This window comes from Sphingopyxis macrogoltabida (assembly GCF_001314325.1).
GTDB lineage: Bacteria > Pseudomonadota > Alphaproteobacteria > Sphingomonadales > Sphingomonadaceae > Sphingopyxis > Sphingopyxis macrogoltabida.
Map to the genome: position 1 here is coordinate 2,841,310 of NZ_CP009429.1, position 12,934 is coordinate 2,854,243.

General features: G+C 61.0%; 11 protein-coding genes and 1 tRNA gene. 7 read left to right on the forward strand and 5 right to left on the reverse strand.

Going from position 1 to position 12,934, the window contains the following annotated elements; all coding sequences use genetic code 11:
- Window positions 1–2: 2 nt before the first annotated feature.
- The gene (locus tag LH19_RS13950) at window positions 3–1,694 is read right to left on the reverse strand and encodes a strawberry notch C-terminal domain-containing protein (protein WP_234716184.1); all 1,692 of its coding nucleotides are present in this window, start codon (window positions 1,692–1,694) and stop codon (window positions 3–5) included.
- Between the two features lie 209 nt (window positions 1,695–1,903).
- On the opposite strand from LH19_RS13950, the gene LH19_RS13955 reads away from it, so the two are divergent.
- Genes LH19_RS13955 through LH19_RS13965 form a run of 3 tightly spaced genes read left to right on the forward strand, consistent with a single transcriptional unit; the run spans window position 1,904 to window position 5,360 of the window.
- Window positions 1,904–3,451, forward strand: a complete 1,548-nt coding sequence (locus tag LH19_RS13955) for a tyrosine-type recombinase/integrase (protein WP_054725389.1) — start codon at window positions 1,904–1,906, stop codon at window positions 3,449–3,451.
- Window positions 3,445–4,359: a tyrosine-type recombinase/integrase gene (locus tag LH19_RS13960; RefSeq protein ID WP_030540399.1), complete on the forward strand. Its 915-nt coding sequence runs from the start codon at window positions 3,445–3,447 to the stop codon at window positions 4,357–4,359. The genes LH19_RS13955 and LH19_RS13960 overlap by 7 nt, the downstream gene beginning before the upstream one ends.
- Window positions 4,356–5,360, forward strand: a complete 1,005-nt coding sequence (locus tag LH19_RS13965) for a tyrosine-type recombinase/integrase (RefSeq protein WP_030540398.1) — start codon at window positions 4,356–4,358, stop codon at window positions 5,358–5,360. Before LH19_RS13960 ends, LH19_RS13965 begins: the two co-directional genes overlap by 4 nt.
- A gap of 137 nt (window positions 5,361–5,497) precedes the next feature.
- Here LH19_RS13965 and LH19_RS13970 read toward each other — a convergent pair whose 3' ends face one another.
- Together LH19_RS13970 and LH19_RS13975 are read right to left on the reverse strand one after the other, a co-directional pair.
- Window positions 5,498–7,966 (reverse strand): strawberry notch family protein, encoded by a 2,469-nt coding sequence (locus LH19_RS13970; protein ID WP_054729026.1) that lies wholly within the window; start codon window positions 7,964–7,966, stop codon window positions 5,498–5,500.
- A gap of 103 nt (window positions 7,967–8,069) precedes the next feature.
- Window positions 8,070–8,978, reverse strand: a complete 909-nt coding sequence (locus LH19_RS13975; protein WP_054729029.1) for a DUF7146 domain-containing protein — start codon at window positions 8,976–8,978, stop codon at window positions 8,070–8,072.
- A gap of 217 nt (window positions 8,979–9,195) precedes the next feature.
- Between LH19_RS13975 and LH19_RS28050 the strand changes: the two genes are divergently transcribed.
- Together LH19_RS28050 and LH19_RS29045 are read left to right on the forward strand one after the other, a co-directional pair.
- A complete protein-coding gene (locus LH19_RS28050; RefSeq protein WP_234715934.1) occupies window positions 9,196–9,765 on the forward strand; it encodes a lytic transglycosylase domain-containing protein in 570 nt (189 codons plus the stop codon).
- A 44-nt stretch (window positions 9,766–9,809) separates the two neighbouring features.
- Entirely contained in the window at window positions 9,810–9,989 is a 180-nt protein-coding gene (locus LH19_RS29045; RefSeq protein ID WP_054729032.1) for a DUF5818 domain-containing protein, read from the forward strand.
- On the opposite strand, the gene LH19_RS13985 is transcribed toward LH19_RS29045, so the two are convergent.
- Window positions 9,977–10,738 carry a site-specific integrase gene (locus tag LH19_RS13985; protein ID WP_234715935.1) on the reverse strand — a complete coding sequence of 254 codons (762 nt, stop codon included), beginning with the start codon at window positions 10,736–10,738 and terminating at the stop codon, window positions 9,977–9,979. The genes LH19_RS29045 and LH19_RS13985 overlap by 13 nt on opposite strands.
- 357 nt (window positions 10,739–11,095) lie before the next feature.
- Between LH19_RS13985 and LH19_RS13990 the strand changes: the two genes are divergently transcribed.
- Window positions 11,096–12,310: an IS256-like element ISSpma2 family transposase gene (locus LH19_RS13990; protein ID WP_006954973.1), complete on the forward strand. Its 1,215-nt coding sequence runs from the start codon at window positions 11,096–11,098 to the stop codon at window positions 12,308–12,310.
- Here LH19_RS13990 and LH19_RS28055 read toward each other — a convergent pair.
- Window positions 12,277–12,678, reverse strand: a complete 402-nt coding sequence (locus LH19_RS28055) for an Arm DNA-binding domain-containing protein (protein ID WP_082395705.1) — start codon at window positions 12,676–12,678, stop codon at window positions 12,277–12,279. The two genes, LH19_RS13990 and LH19_RS28055, sit on opposite strands and share 34 nt — an antisense overlap.
- A gap of 94 nt (window positions 12,679–12,772) precedes the next feature.
- Between LH19_RS28055 and LH19_RS13995 the strand changes: the two genes are divergently transcribed.
- Window positions 12,773–12,854 (forward strand) — tRNA-OTHER (locus LH19_RS13995).
- Window positions 12,855–12,934 lie beyond the last annotated feature (80 nt).

A 12,934-nucleotide genomic window follows, 5' to 3' on the forward strand; every position in this document is an offset into this window, starting at 1 on the left:
CATCAAATTTGGCCTGCAAGCCGCGCCAAGACCGCCACTGCGTTCGTCGTCGGGACGAAAAGCCGCGTCTGATAGCGTATGATCTCGGTGAAGCACCCATGTGCCTTGTACCAATCGAGGCGCGACGCCGACCAACCAGCCAGTTCGAGCCGCTGCGCGCCATTCACGAGGCTGCGCTTGAGCGTAAGCGCTTCGCGGCTTTTGATTTGCATCGGTCGCCCTGTCCCGAGCACCGCATCGACGGTCTGCTCTGCCGAAAAGGAATGTTCGTCTTCGAGCCCAAGCGCCTGGCACAGTTCGGGCACGCAATGAAGCGGAACCTCCCGACCTAACAGCGAGCGTCCGTCTCGCGCCGAGATCCGGCTGACCCGAACATAGTCGGAAGGTAGTTTGTCCCACACCGGAAGCAGCAGGCCGGTTGCAAGATGCAGTCGCTCGCGCTTGTGATTTGATGCGGCGTCATCGACCTCCGCCTGCCACAGGCGCTGAAATTCGGTTGGGTCCACCGGTTCCCAATTGCTCTCTTCGAGTTGATCGGCAGTGATGTGTCCGTGCTTCAAGGGGCGGACAAGTTCGAAACGGGCCACCCGTATACCTTCGTCTGTGAGCAGGCTGCGCGCTGGGACAAGCAGCCCGATCCGGCCTGAGCGCGTATTACGGAGAAGCTGCTGACGCGCACGTGAAAAGCCGTAGAGATCCTCGAGGCGTTCGAGACGCAAAGGCTTGAGCGCGCGGGCGATCTCGAGTTCCAGGAGATGCGTAGTCGCGCCCGACAGCGCATCGGTGCGCAGTAGCGTGTCGGTCAGCACCTCGTAATGCTCCACCGGAATGGTCTCGACCCCAATGTCGAGCGTGCCGGCCTGGCGTGCTGCATCGATCCGCGCTTCGACGAGGCCGAGAAACTCGTCAAATACGCCGTTTTGCAGAGCAATCGGCAATGCGAGGATGCGATTGAGCCAGCGCTGGATTGTTGGCAGGTCATCGACCATCCCGCCGTCGGGCCCTTCGACCCTGAGCCCGCTCAATTCCTCAAACCGAGAAAGCGTAACGGCTTCCAGCTTGCCTGCGAACAACAGGCCGAACCAGCGATGGAGCGCCTCCTTGGCGTAGGTGCTCTCGAGATTGTCGGCAGGATCGAAGAGGTTCTGCCCACCTGTCTGGCGCTGCCCTCGGGTCAGTGCCCCGAGACTGTCGAGCCGACGTGCAATGGTCGATATAAACCGACGTTCGCCACGCACGTCGGTGGTCACCGGGCGGAACAGCGGAGCCGACGCCTGATTGGTGCGGTTGGTACGGCCAAGGCCCTGAATTGCGGCATCGGCCCGCCAGCCCGGCTCAAGCAGGAAGTGGACCCGGCGCATCTGGTTCTTTGCCGCAAGGTCGGCATGATAACTGCGGCCGGTGCCACCGGCATCGGAGAAAACCAGAATCCGCTTTGTCCCGTCCATAAAATCTCGCGTTTCGGCCACATTGGCGCGCGGAGAGCGCGACTGGAGCACCTGGCGTCCATCGCGCCCGACGATCAGGCGGCGGGTACGGCCGGTGACTTCGGCGACCTGATCGACACCGAACCGTTCGATGATCGCATCGAGCGCCGTCGCGATCGGCGGCAAGGCACAGAGCTGCTCGATCATGCGGTCGCGCGCGGCAAGCGCCGAACGACAGAGAACAGGAGCACCATTCTCATCACTCATCGGTTCGGACCGGGCATTGCCATTCTCGTCCGTGAACACCGCCATCAACCGAACCGGGAAGCTTTTGGTGAGGTAATCGACCACGTATTCTTTGCAGTCGCAGTTTATGTCGAGCGTGGCGGCGGTAGGCGCAGGTTTCCTTCGGTTTTCCATGATTTCACTCCAGATAACTACGGTTCCGTCGACCTCAGCAAGTCGAAGGAGCCAACATGCGAACACGATCATCACTGCCGTTTCGGACTGCCCCGCTCCGGGTCGAAGATTCGCCCAGTCACGGCACTCTTCTCGCCGCATTTCTCTCCTCTCTGTCGCTCGACGAGAGGTCAGGCTGTGCGGTTCTGTATGGCGCGGCGGTCCGCCATTTCCTGCATTGGCTGGACCTGCACGAGATCGCGATCCGCACGATTGACGATCGGGCTGTCCGGCGGTTCGAGAAGCATCGGTGTCGGTGCCACCGGTATTCGGCGCAGCAAGCGCACTACAAGGCTGACCAAGCAGCAAGGGTCAGGCGCTTCGTCCGGTTCCTGGAAGATCAAGGCTACGTCGAAGTCGACGACGGGATCGACGATCTGCCACGGCACCTCGCTGACTATTCCGATGCGATCGATCGCCTGCAACTCGCCGAGGGACCCGCGCAGGCCTATCGGTCCGAGGCCGAGCATTTCATGGCCTGGCTTCGCATTACGCGACGCCAATGGATCGATATCGACGACACGATCATCGACCAGTACGCTGCGCATGATTGCCGATGCCCGGTATGGCGCAAGCGCGGCAAGCTGGTCGCCACGGGCACGAAGCGGCGGCGGCGATGCGCACGGCACTTCGTCGAGTTCCTGCGAGGCCGCGGTGTCATCCCATCGGTTGAACCGGTGGCTGACGATGACCCGCACATGTCGGCTTACCTCACGTGGCTCAAGCAACATCGCGGCGTCACCGATGAGACGATCCGGCGCTACCGGACCGATATCAGACGGCTCATGCCGATGCTGGGCGAGCCTTCGCAATGGGATGCCGCCGGACTCAGGAGCGCATTTCAACGACGAAGCAAGGAGACGCCGGGCTCGGCATCGCTGCTCGTCACGATAATGAGGAGCTACATCCGGTTTCTGGTCGTGCGTGGCGAGTGCCGGCCTGCATTGTTGCATGCAGTTCCATCAGTGCAGCGCTACCGCCTTTCGACGCTGCCGCGCCACGTCGACCCGGCAACGATCGAGAGGATCATTGCGGCCTGCCCGACAGATCGTCCGGTAGAAGTCCGGGACAAGGCCATCATTCTCCTGCTCGCCAGGCTCGGCCTGAGGGCTGCCGATGTTCAGGACATGCGTCTCGACGACATCGACTGGCGGTCCGGCCACCTGACGGTCAAGGGCAAGACGCGTCGACCGGACCGTCTGCCATTGCCGCAGGATGTCGGCGACGCGATCTTGGCATATCTTGCGGCAGCCCGCCCGGAGGCCGCCGAAGAGCATCTGTTCCTGCGTGCACAAGCACCGTTTCGGCCATTCCGCTCGTCCGCCGAGATCGCGGGCATCGTCGCTCGAACGCGCGACCGCGGTGGGATCGAAGGAGTGTCGACCGGGTCGCACATATTCCGGCATTCGCTTGCCACCAACCTGCTGCGCGCGGGCGCAGGCCTGGAGTCCGTTGGGACCATCCTGCGTCACAGCTCGCCTGAGACCACTGCCATCTACGCCAAGGTCGATCTGCCGATGCTCATGAAGATCGCGCAGCCATGGCCGGGAGAACCGTCATGCTGAACATGCACATTTCCAGATACGTCTCGCTCCATCGCAGCTTGGGACGGAAGTTCTCCGAACAGGAACGCTTGCTGCGCCAATACGCCGATTTCGCCGGCCGCGCCGGTGACCGGCACACCCAAGTGCAGCGCATTTACGACTGGTGCCACACGGCAAGCTCGCAGAACGTGGCCCGCCATAGGTTCGACGCCGTACGTAACTTCAGCCTTTTCGCTCATGCTGAAGATCCAGCTCACGAGGTTCCGCCTGCGGGCGTCTTCGGTCGGGGCAAGCGGCCACGCCCGACCCCGACCATCATCGAACCGGAACAGGTCCGGGCGATCATGACCGCGGTATTGGACGTTGCGCCCCAAGGCACGATCAGCCCGTACACGTATCATTATCTGTTCGGCCTGCTGGCGGCGACAGGTCTCCGGATTTCCGAGGCCCTCGCTCTTCAATGCAACGATCTGGTCGAGGATGGCCTGATCGTCCGCAACGGCAAGTTCGGCAAGCAGCGGCTGATTACCTTGCAGCCATCGACCCGTCAGGCGCTCGAAGCATATCTCGCCACCCGAGCAAGGCTTGGCGCCACGGGCAATGACCTGTTCGTGACCATTCGGGGGAGAGCACCACACAAGGTGCGCGCCCACGTGGTGTTCGTCAGGCTGGCCCGGCAGCTCGGATACCGCGGACCGACCGGAACGGCCGGGATGCGGTTACACGACCTGCGGCACACTTTCGCCGTGCGTTCCCTTGAGTCCTGTCCGCGCGACAGGGAAGCCATCGCACACCACATGGCCGGACTCAGCGTATATCTGGGGCATGCGTCGGTCGCCAACACCTATTGGTATCTCGAGGCCACTCCGGTGCTGCTGCGCGATATCGCTGTCGCCAGCGAGCAACTTTACCGGGGAGAAGCGGCATGACGGCACTCGCTCCGCACCTCTCGATCTACCTGCGTGAACATCTGCCGCGCGAACGTGCTGTCAGTCCGCACACGGTGAAGACCTATGCCAACTGCTTTGTCCTCCTGGTCCAGTTCGCTGCCGATCGGCTGAAGCGTCGGCCGACCGATCTCGAGATCGAGGATCTCGGCACCGACATGATCATGGCCTTCCTTGACCATGTCGAGAACGGTCGCGGCAGCTGTGTTCGGACCCGCAATGGCAGGCTCGCCGCGATCCGGTCCTTCTTCCGCTACATCGAGTATCGTATTCCGGCCTGCCTGGATCAGGCCCTTCGCGTCAGATCGATCCCTACCAAGAAGACCGACAAGGCGCTGATCGACTACCTCGACCGGGCAGAGATCAAGGCTTTGCTCGACGCCCCGGATCCCCGGACACGCCTTGGCACCCGCGATCGCGCAATGCTGCATCTGGCCTATGCTGGCGGGCTGAGGGTGTCGGAACTCGTAACGCTACAACTGCGCGATTTCCCGGACCGCTTCCTGTCCACCGTGCACATCATGGGCAAGGGACGGCGTGAACGGGTCCTCCCGCTCTGGAAGGAGACTCAGTTCGCATTGCGCGCGTGGCTTGCGATCCGCCCCGATGCGCAAGCTGCCGAGATATTCCTCAATGCCAGCGGGCAACCCATGACCCGCGACGGATTTGCGTTCCGTTTGGCGGAGCACGTCAAGCGCGCGGCAGAGAAGCAGCCGTCGATCCTTGGCAAGCGCGTAACACCGCACGTGCTGCGCCACTCCTGCGCAATGCACACGCTCGCGGCGACAGGGGACATTCGCAAAGTCGCATTGTGGCTCGGCCATGCCAGCATCCAGAGCACCGAGACCTATTTGCGCGCCGATCCCGAGGAGAAGCTGCAGATTCTCGCGGCGCACGGCGCTCCTGCCATCAAGCCCGGGCGCTTCAAGCCGCCATCCGATGCCCTGATCACGATGCTCACCGACGTTCGAAGGCGGGCCTAGCCCGTCTCCGGACAACCCCCTGGCACTCATATTATCTGGAGTGAAATCATGGAAAACCGAAGGAAACCTGCGCCTACCGCCGCCACGCTCGACATAAACTGCGACTGCAAAGAATATGTCTAATGTTGAGCTCAACATTACACGTATTCGCGAGGGGAGAGATCGATTTCGAGTGCTTCACGTTCCGCATCGGAGAGATCAGCGAGGCGGCGGTTGAGCATGGCTTCGGCGGTCGAGACAAGTTGCACTACAACAGCGTTGCCGTCGGCAAGTGCCGTATCAATCGCAGGCAGCAGGCTCGGCAGTTTCATGGATAGAAGGAGCTGCGCGAAGAAGCGCTGCTTGGTGCCTTCAAACACCGAAAGCGCAGCCGATTTGGCACCTGAATTGAGTGTCTCGCCACTGTCAGTGTCGACGATCCGCGTTGCCTCGAGAGCTTCGCGCAGGTTGGCATGAATGATTGCCCAGGCGTCTGCATAGGCGTCATAAACCGCTACCTGGTCGGGGGTCAGGCAATGCTCGAGAATCTCGTACTCAACTCCGGCGAATGAAAGTGCCCTCGCCGCGTACAGCCCCAGTGACTTCAGATCGCGCGCAACCAGTTCCATTGCAGCGATACCGCCATCGCGGATATCTGCGACGAAGGCTTCGCGATTGGCAAAAGCCGTCTCGGGACCCCAGAGGCCAAGACGGGTGGCATAGGCGAGATTATTGACGTCGGATGCCCCGGTCGCCGAAGCGTAGAGCACGCGGGCGCGCGGCAGCAGATTCTGGATGCGAACACCGGCAATGCCCTGCTCCGATCCCTTGACCTTACCACGTGAGCCCTCCCCGCCTGCGGCGTTGGCCATCGCATGGGCTTCGTCGAAGACGATGAGCCCGTCGAAGTCCTCCCCTGCCCATTCGAGAATCTGATCGAGCCGGGTCGCGTCGCTTCGACCCGAACGCAGTGTCGGATAAGTCACGAAGAGTATGCCCTCGCGCATCCCGATCGGGACACCGAGCTTCCATTGGCCAAGGGGCTGGACATCGATGGGAAGGCCGCCGAGCGCGCTCCAGTCGCGGCGGGCATCTTCGAGCAGAGCTTCGTTCTTGGAAATCCAGATGTGGCGCCGTTCATTCCTCACCCACCGGTCGAGGATGACAGATGCGACTTGTCTGCCTTTACCTGCGCCAGTTCCGTCACCAAGAAAGTAGCCCATGCGGTAGGCGTGCCCCTCAGCGCTCGCCTTCAAAGCGCAGCCCATGTCGTCGGGCTCGAACCGGCCCGGCAGATCGCGGGCATGCGCGCTTGCGGCATAGATCAGGGTCTCGGCCTGCGCAGCGGATAGGACGCCTCCAGCAATGATACTCGAAGGAAGCTGAGGCACCACTTCAGGCACGGGTGCGGTTATCGAACCCATCGCGACAGATTCGACCAGCGGGGTCGGGTGGGAGACCGCATCCGCAATTGAGATCCGGCTCGGCCGGTAGGGCAAATAATGCCCAACCTGGCTTTCGATCGGCGCAGGTGCTTCGAGCGGAGTAAAATCAAGCGGCAGGATCGACGGCACCGCAGCGGTTGGATGGACCTTAAGTGGAACTGGTTTCGCCCTGTTCGCCACCAGTCGAAGCGGCAATGCTGGCTTGATGCCGATGCTGGGTCCCGCGGGCAGGCTTACCCGGTCAGGGAGCATATCGATCAGCAGATGAAGCTCGGCAAAGTTTGCCGGCTGGGCGATGATCGGGCTGGTACCATCCTCAGCTTTGTCGAGAACCACGAGCCGGGTTGAGATTGAGGTGCCCTGCTTGATGAAACCGCGCTCAATCGTCGCGTTGAGGCGCAACGAGAGGGGACCAGCGATCCCGGCGAGGAACTTCGGAAGCTCGAACCATTCGGGCATCACAGCGACCAGGCGGCCACCGGGCATAAGGCGCTTCCAGGCAGAACGTAAGTGCCGGTCGCCAGTGCGGCTATCGTGGCCCCTCTCGATACCGTGTGAATAGGGCGGGTTCATCAGCACCACGCTCGGACCCACGTCGGGCGTGAGAAGTTCGTCGATCAGTTCCCCGTCAAATCCCGTGACTGTCGCCTCCGGAAACACAGTGCCCAAGCATTCGCGGCGCAGCGGCGATATCTCGTTGAGAGCGAGACGCGCAGCTGCCTTTGCTGCCCATACGCCCAGCATCCCGGTCCCGGCCGACGGTTCGAGAACCAGTTCAGCGGCAGAAATCGCGCATGCCTTTGCAGCCATCCAGGCCAGACGGGGCGGCGTCGCGAATTGTTGCCACTCGATCTGCTCGTCGCTCCGGTTGGACTGGGTCGGGACCAGACCTTCAAGGCGCGTGAAAGCCTCATCGGCAAAGCTGGATGACATTGCAGGTGAGAATTCAGTTGCCTGCGCCAGGAACAGCACCTGCGCCAATTCAAGTGCGGCATGGGCATCGCGTACGGACCAGCGTCCTTCGGCGTCGCTACCGCCGAAGTGATCGGCCATCATTGCATTCACAGTGACCCGTGAAATTGCTTGATCTGCAGCGAGCCGCGCGGCCAGCGCCCTCGCCGCAGCCAGCACTTGCGGCTCGGCGGGATCGGAGAATGCGAAAGCGGTATTTGCGTGTGACATGAGAGACCTCCTGAAGAGGCCCTGGGTTTGTCCGGGTGTCCGTTCGGATGGATCCGCCCGGGGGCCTCACAAGGCCCCAAGCCCGCTTTCCTCTAACCGACATTCAGACCGCAGCTCGGACTGAGCGCATGAGCACATCATTCCAGTCGTCGCCGGTTAGCTCCGGACGCCTGGTGACAATCAGCCGCCCTTCGCAAGCGTAGGCCTCTCGCGCACGCTCTTCAGCAAGGCGCCCGCCCGCATCATTGTCGACAAAGAGATATAGCTGGTGCACCGATTCCGGGATTGTGGCCAAGCCGAAGCGTTCGTTTCCTAGCGTCGCCCAGCAGGGAACCTTGAACATTTGCATCGCTGAGAGGGCCGTTTCGTTTCCTTCTGCGAGGCCAAGGCGTCCCTCATCCGGGTGCGCGAAACGCACCGCCCCAGAACCGGGGCTGCCTAACGCACGCCTGGGCTGATCGAAAGAAGCCAAACTAGTTTTGTCGAGGTCGAGGAAGGAGCGATGCAGCGCGAGAATTCCGGCATCATTGCGCACGGCCGCGACCATCGCGGGAAGAAACCGGACAGCACCCTTTGGCCCCAGAGGCATACGCGGGTGGAAACGCAGCTCCGGCGAAGCAATCGTGATGCCTCTGGACACGAGGTACTTTTCGGCGGGGCTGCCAGCGATGGTCGACGCCTCACGCCAGAGCCTCAGCGCATTGCGATTGGCGACTTCCTCGCGCGGTTCGGCCACGATCGGACCACTCGTGCCGTCGAACAGATCCGCAATTCGTATTCCGAGCCCGGCCATGGCTTCTATCACCGCCTCGTTCGTGCAGCCGGCAAAGCAATGAACAAGAATTGCGCGCTTTCCGAGCGTGATGCTTAGCGAAGGAGTGCGGTCGTCGTGGGCCGGGCAGCAGCACATTCCGCGCGAACGCGACCAGGCACCGCCCAGCTGCTCGACTATCTTGCGCGCGCGGGTTTCCAGTTGCAGACCTTGGAATTGGGATGATCGGTGTTGGTGCATGGGGGCATCTCCATTGTAACGTGCCTCCACCCGCGCAGCCTCCGCTCTGCGTCGCTGACGTTTCATTTTCCTACATCGCATGTTCTATATATGTTCTTTCCCGATTCGACCACCAAAGGATTCGGGAATGAGACTGAAATGGGCAGTAGTTGCAGCGGCAACGACAGGATTTGGGTCCGTCCTCCCCGCTCACGCGCAGGAACTTGAGCCCACTCAGATGACCGTTGCCTCGGAGTTGACGACCGATGGCTTCCGCGTTGCAGAAGGAACCGATGGCTTCCTTCTCGTCGAACACGGCATTTGGAGAATGCCTCCAGCGGGCTCGTCCGAGCCGCCGGCGACCGATGCGGGTCGAACCTATTTGCCCTATCGATATCCAAAGCCCCAAGGCAGCGCGCCATCCGGCTTCCGTCGGGCAAGCTACCTTCCTCATGTTTACGCTGCTGAGGCTCAATACTCGCTACCAAGTGGCCTTCTCGACGCTCTTGTATGGACGGAATCACGATATAATCCCATGGCCATCAGCAAGGCAGGCGCCGCAGGTTTGGGACAATTGATGCCAGGGACAGCGCGGGACCTTGGCGTTTCAAATCGCTTCGATCCCAAGGCGAACATCTTGGGTGCGGCCAGATATCTACGCCAGATGCTCGACAAATTCGGGGTAGTTCATCTCGCCCTCGCTGCCTACAATGCGGGCCCTGGCGCCGTCGAGCGGGCCGGCGGTATCCCACGTAATGGCGAGACACCGGCCTATGTGCGCGACGTGCTGCGTCATTGGCAATTTTGAGCAGGGGGTGGTTTGTGAGTTCCGGTCGAATACGCGTGTCGGGAATGCTGAGCCGCGGACGACGCGGAATGATCCTGACCACGAAATCGGACGAGGTTTGGATCGTCGAAAGCGAGGAAGTTACCGACGATCTCATCGGTTCGAACGTGATTGTCGAAGGCGTCGTTGCAGGCATGGATCGCCTACGCGCCGACTGGATTGGCGCGGGCAGTCATCTTTCTTGATTCTGGGGAGGATATTTCGCGACGAGCAGTAGAACCTCCCTACCCCACAGTGCGAGAGCTTCGCGTTTTTCATTCGTGTACTGATGCCGATGATAGACCCCGGCGACGCCAGCCATTGCCGAGCCGGACTGATGATTGAGAACGGCTTCTGAAACGACCAGCGGTATTCCAATCCTTTGCAGTCCGGTCGCCACCGTCCGGCGAATGTCATGCATGGTAAAATGAGCGGCTTCATAGCCGAGTTTCTCGTCCACGCTTGCCCTTATCCGCTTCCAGGCCTTTGACAGCCCACTGACACTGTTTGTGCTGGTGACCTTGGATGCCAATAGAATTTGGGATTGCTTGTGAGCATCTTCAGGCGCGATCCCGGCGGCCGTGAAGATGTCGGTGACGACCTCGAGAGCCTGTGCGGATAAAGGCACCACATTTGCCTTGCCGTTTTTCGCTCTATCTCCTGGTACAGTCCAGACTTTCCCCTTGAAGTCGAATTCGTCGCAAGTGGCGTCGAGCACCTCTCCCCGGCGCTGGGCCGTGAGAATCAACATCTGCACAAGATGACCAAACGGATAGCCATCCTCGACGGCGGCTTGCCACAGTGCAGCGACCTCTCGATCGCTGAGCACCCGGTCGCGAGGCTCGCTCCTTTTTGGGCGCCAGGCGTCCCGGCACGGATTGGCTGGCAAATGTTCAAGTCTGGTGAGCGCCCATGAGTAGAACGTCGAAAGGTGCCGATAAACGATGCGAGCCATCGTCAGGGTTTCCTTGCCCCGCTCAAATGCGATCTTCTCTACGAAGCGGCTGACGTCGCTTCGGGTGATCGAATCGGCGAGGCGGTCGCCTAGCTCAGGTTCAATGTACTTGCGGAAAACCCGGTCGAACTCATTCGCGCTCCGCTTTTTGCCGACGATCTGTTGAGCCAGGTATGTCTCGTATAGTTCAGCGACGGTGCGTTAGCGTCCGCGCTCGTGGTGTAATTTCCGGTGTAGGCGATGGTGTATTCCGGGGTGGGGCATGCCCCACCCCGGAATGCGGCGTCGCTGGTGGCCACCGGGTTCATCGTTATGGTGGAGTTTGCACACTTCAACCGTGACGAAGAGGAGTTCCCGATGACCGAGGACAGATTACTGATCGAAGAGCTTGCTGCGAAGGGCGGCCAACCGGATTTTTTGCGCACCATCGCCGAGAACGTGCTGCAGCTGATCATGGAGGCCGACGTTGATGGCCTGATCGGCGCGGGTCGCCACGAACGCAGCAGCGAGCGCGCGACCTGGCGCAACGGCTATCGCGACCGTTCGCTGGATACCCGGGTAGGCACGCTGAACCTGAAAATCCCCAAGCTGCGTGCTGGGTCCTACTTTCCGGGCTTCCTTGAGCCCCGCAAGATGGTCGAGAAAGCGCTGGTTGCGGTGATCCAGGAAGCGTGGATCGGCGGGGTCAGCACCCGGCGGGTCGATGAACTCGTCCAGGCCATGGGCATGACCGGCATCTCCAAGTCCACCGTCTCCAAGCTTTGCAAGGACATTGACGAGCGCGTCCATGCCTTTCTGAAACGCCCGCTCACCGGCGAATGGCCGTATCTCTGGCTCGATGCCACCTATCTCAAGGTACGCGAAGGCGGGCGGATCATCAGCGTTGCCGCAATAATCGCCATGGCCGTCAACACCGAGGGCCGGCGCGAGATCGTCGGCCTGCATATCGGCCCCTCGGAAGCGGAGGTCTTCTGGTCCGACTTCCTGAAGGACCTTGTTCGGCGCGGTCTTACCGGCGTGAAGCTGGTCATCTCCGATGCTCACGAGGGCCTCAAGGGCGCGATCACCCGCGTCATGGGCGCCACCTGGCAGCGCTGCCGGGTGCACTTCATGCGCAATGCCCTGTCCTATGTGCCCAAGGGCCAGAACACTGTCGTCGCCGCCGCGATCCGCCAGGTCTTCCTGCAGCCCGATCAGAAAAGCGCAACGCAGGTCTGGCGACAGGTCGCCGACCAGTTGCGCACCCGTTGGCCCAAGCTCGGCGCCTGCATGGACGAGGCCGAAACCGACGTGCTCGCCTACACCGGCTTTCCCACCCAGCACCGCACGAAGTTACACTCAACCAATCCGCTCGAGCGGCTCAACAAGGAGGTCAAGCGCCGCGCCGACGTCGTCGGAATCTTCCCGAACGAAGACAGCATCATCCGCCTCGTCGGGGCTGTGCTGATGGAGCAGAACGACGAGTGGCAGCTCCAGCACCGATACATGCAGATCGAAGGCATGGCCGAACTCAACCAACCCATGATCGAGGAGGAAAATCAGCCCCTACACATCACCGCCAAAGCCGCCTGACGATGGCCCACGGCCACAGCCGAAATTACACCACCTTGACGGACGCGACCGACGGTGCCGACACCCTTCGATCCCTTCCTCTTAGCTCCCGGCTTTCTGGCGATGCTTTTGCCTTGCTCAACATCGACGAGTAGGTCCCGCGCCTTCCGACGGGCGTGTGCAAGAGTGAAATTCGGGCCATGCCGCCCGATAGTCACGTTCAACCATTTACCTTGGACGCGCTTACGCAAGATATAAGTCTTGGTGCCGCTCGCTCCCATTCGGAGCCGCAGACCGGTCACGATGCCATCCGCGACCTCAATCTGCCCGCTTGCAGGCGCTTTCAATCCTGCGATCCGAGCATCTGTCAAACCAACCTTGTTCGCCATATGATCCTGCTACCTTAGGTAGCTTTTTGTAGTGGATACTGGTGAACATTTCAAGAACAATGCGGACTATGAATCGCAGATTTCCGCCGTTTTTGGACGCATGCGGAAGCGTAAGGACCCTCTGATTTCAGCTCTTAATCAGCGGGTCCTAGGTTCGAGCCCTAGTGCGTCCACCATTTCCTTGAAATCATTAGGAAATTTTTGCAGGCCTATACCCTGATCGCAATTGCGCTCGAATTAGGTCGGAAAACTCTGC

Coding starts and splice junctions, on each gene's coding strand:
- LH19_RS13975 (WP_054729029.1), bottom strand. CDS start 8,978: ATGCACCAACACCGATCATCCCAATTCCAAGGTCTGCAACTGGAAACC.
- LH19_RS13965 (WP_030540398.1), top strand. CDS start 4,356: ATGACGGCACTCGCTCCGCACCTCTCGATCTACCTGCGTGAACATCTG.
- LH19_RS13985 (WP_234715935.1), bottom strand. CDS start 10,738: ATGGCTCGCATCGTTTATCGGCACCTTTCGACGTTCTACTCATGGGCG.
- LH19_RS13955 (WP_054725389.1), top strand. CDS start 1,904: ATGCGAACACGATCATCACTGCCGTTTCGGACTGCCCCGCTCCGGGTC.
- LH19_RS13990 (WP_006954973.1), top strand. CDS start 11,096: ATGACCGAGGACAGATTACTGATCGAAGAGCTTGCTGCGAAGGGCGGC.
- LH19_RS13950 (WP_234716184.1), bottom strand. CDS start 1,694: ATGAGTGATGAGAATGGTGCTCCTGTTCTCTGTCGTTCGGCGCTTGCC.
- LH19_RS13960 (WP_030540399.1), top strand. CDS start 3,445: ATGCTGAACATGCACATTTCCAGATACGTCTCGCTCCATCGCAGCTTG.
- LH19_RS28050 (WP_234715934.1), top strand. CDS start 9,196: ATGACCGTTGCCTCGGAGTTGACGACCGATGGCTTCCGCGTTGCAGAA.
- LH19_RS29045 (WP_054729032.1), top strand. CDS start 9,810: ATGCTGAGCCGCGGACGACGCGGAATGATCCTGACCACGAAATCGGAC.
- LH19_RS28055 (WP_082395705.1), bottom strand. CDS start 12,678: ATGGCGAACAAGGTTGGTTTGACAGATGCTCGGATCGCAGGATTGAAA.
- LH19_RS13970 (WP_054729026.1), bottom strand. CDS start 7,966: ATGTCACACGCAAATACCGCTTTCGCATTCTCCGATCCCGCCGAGCCG.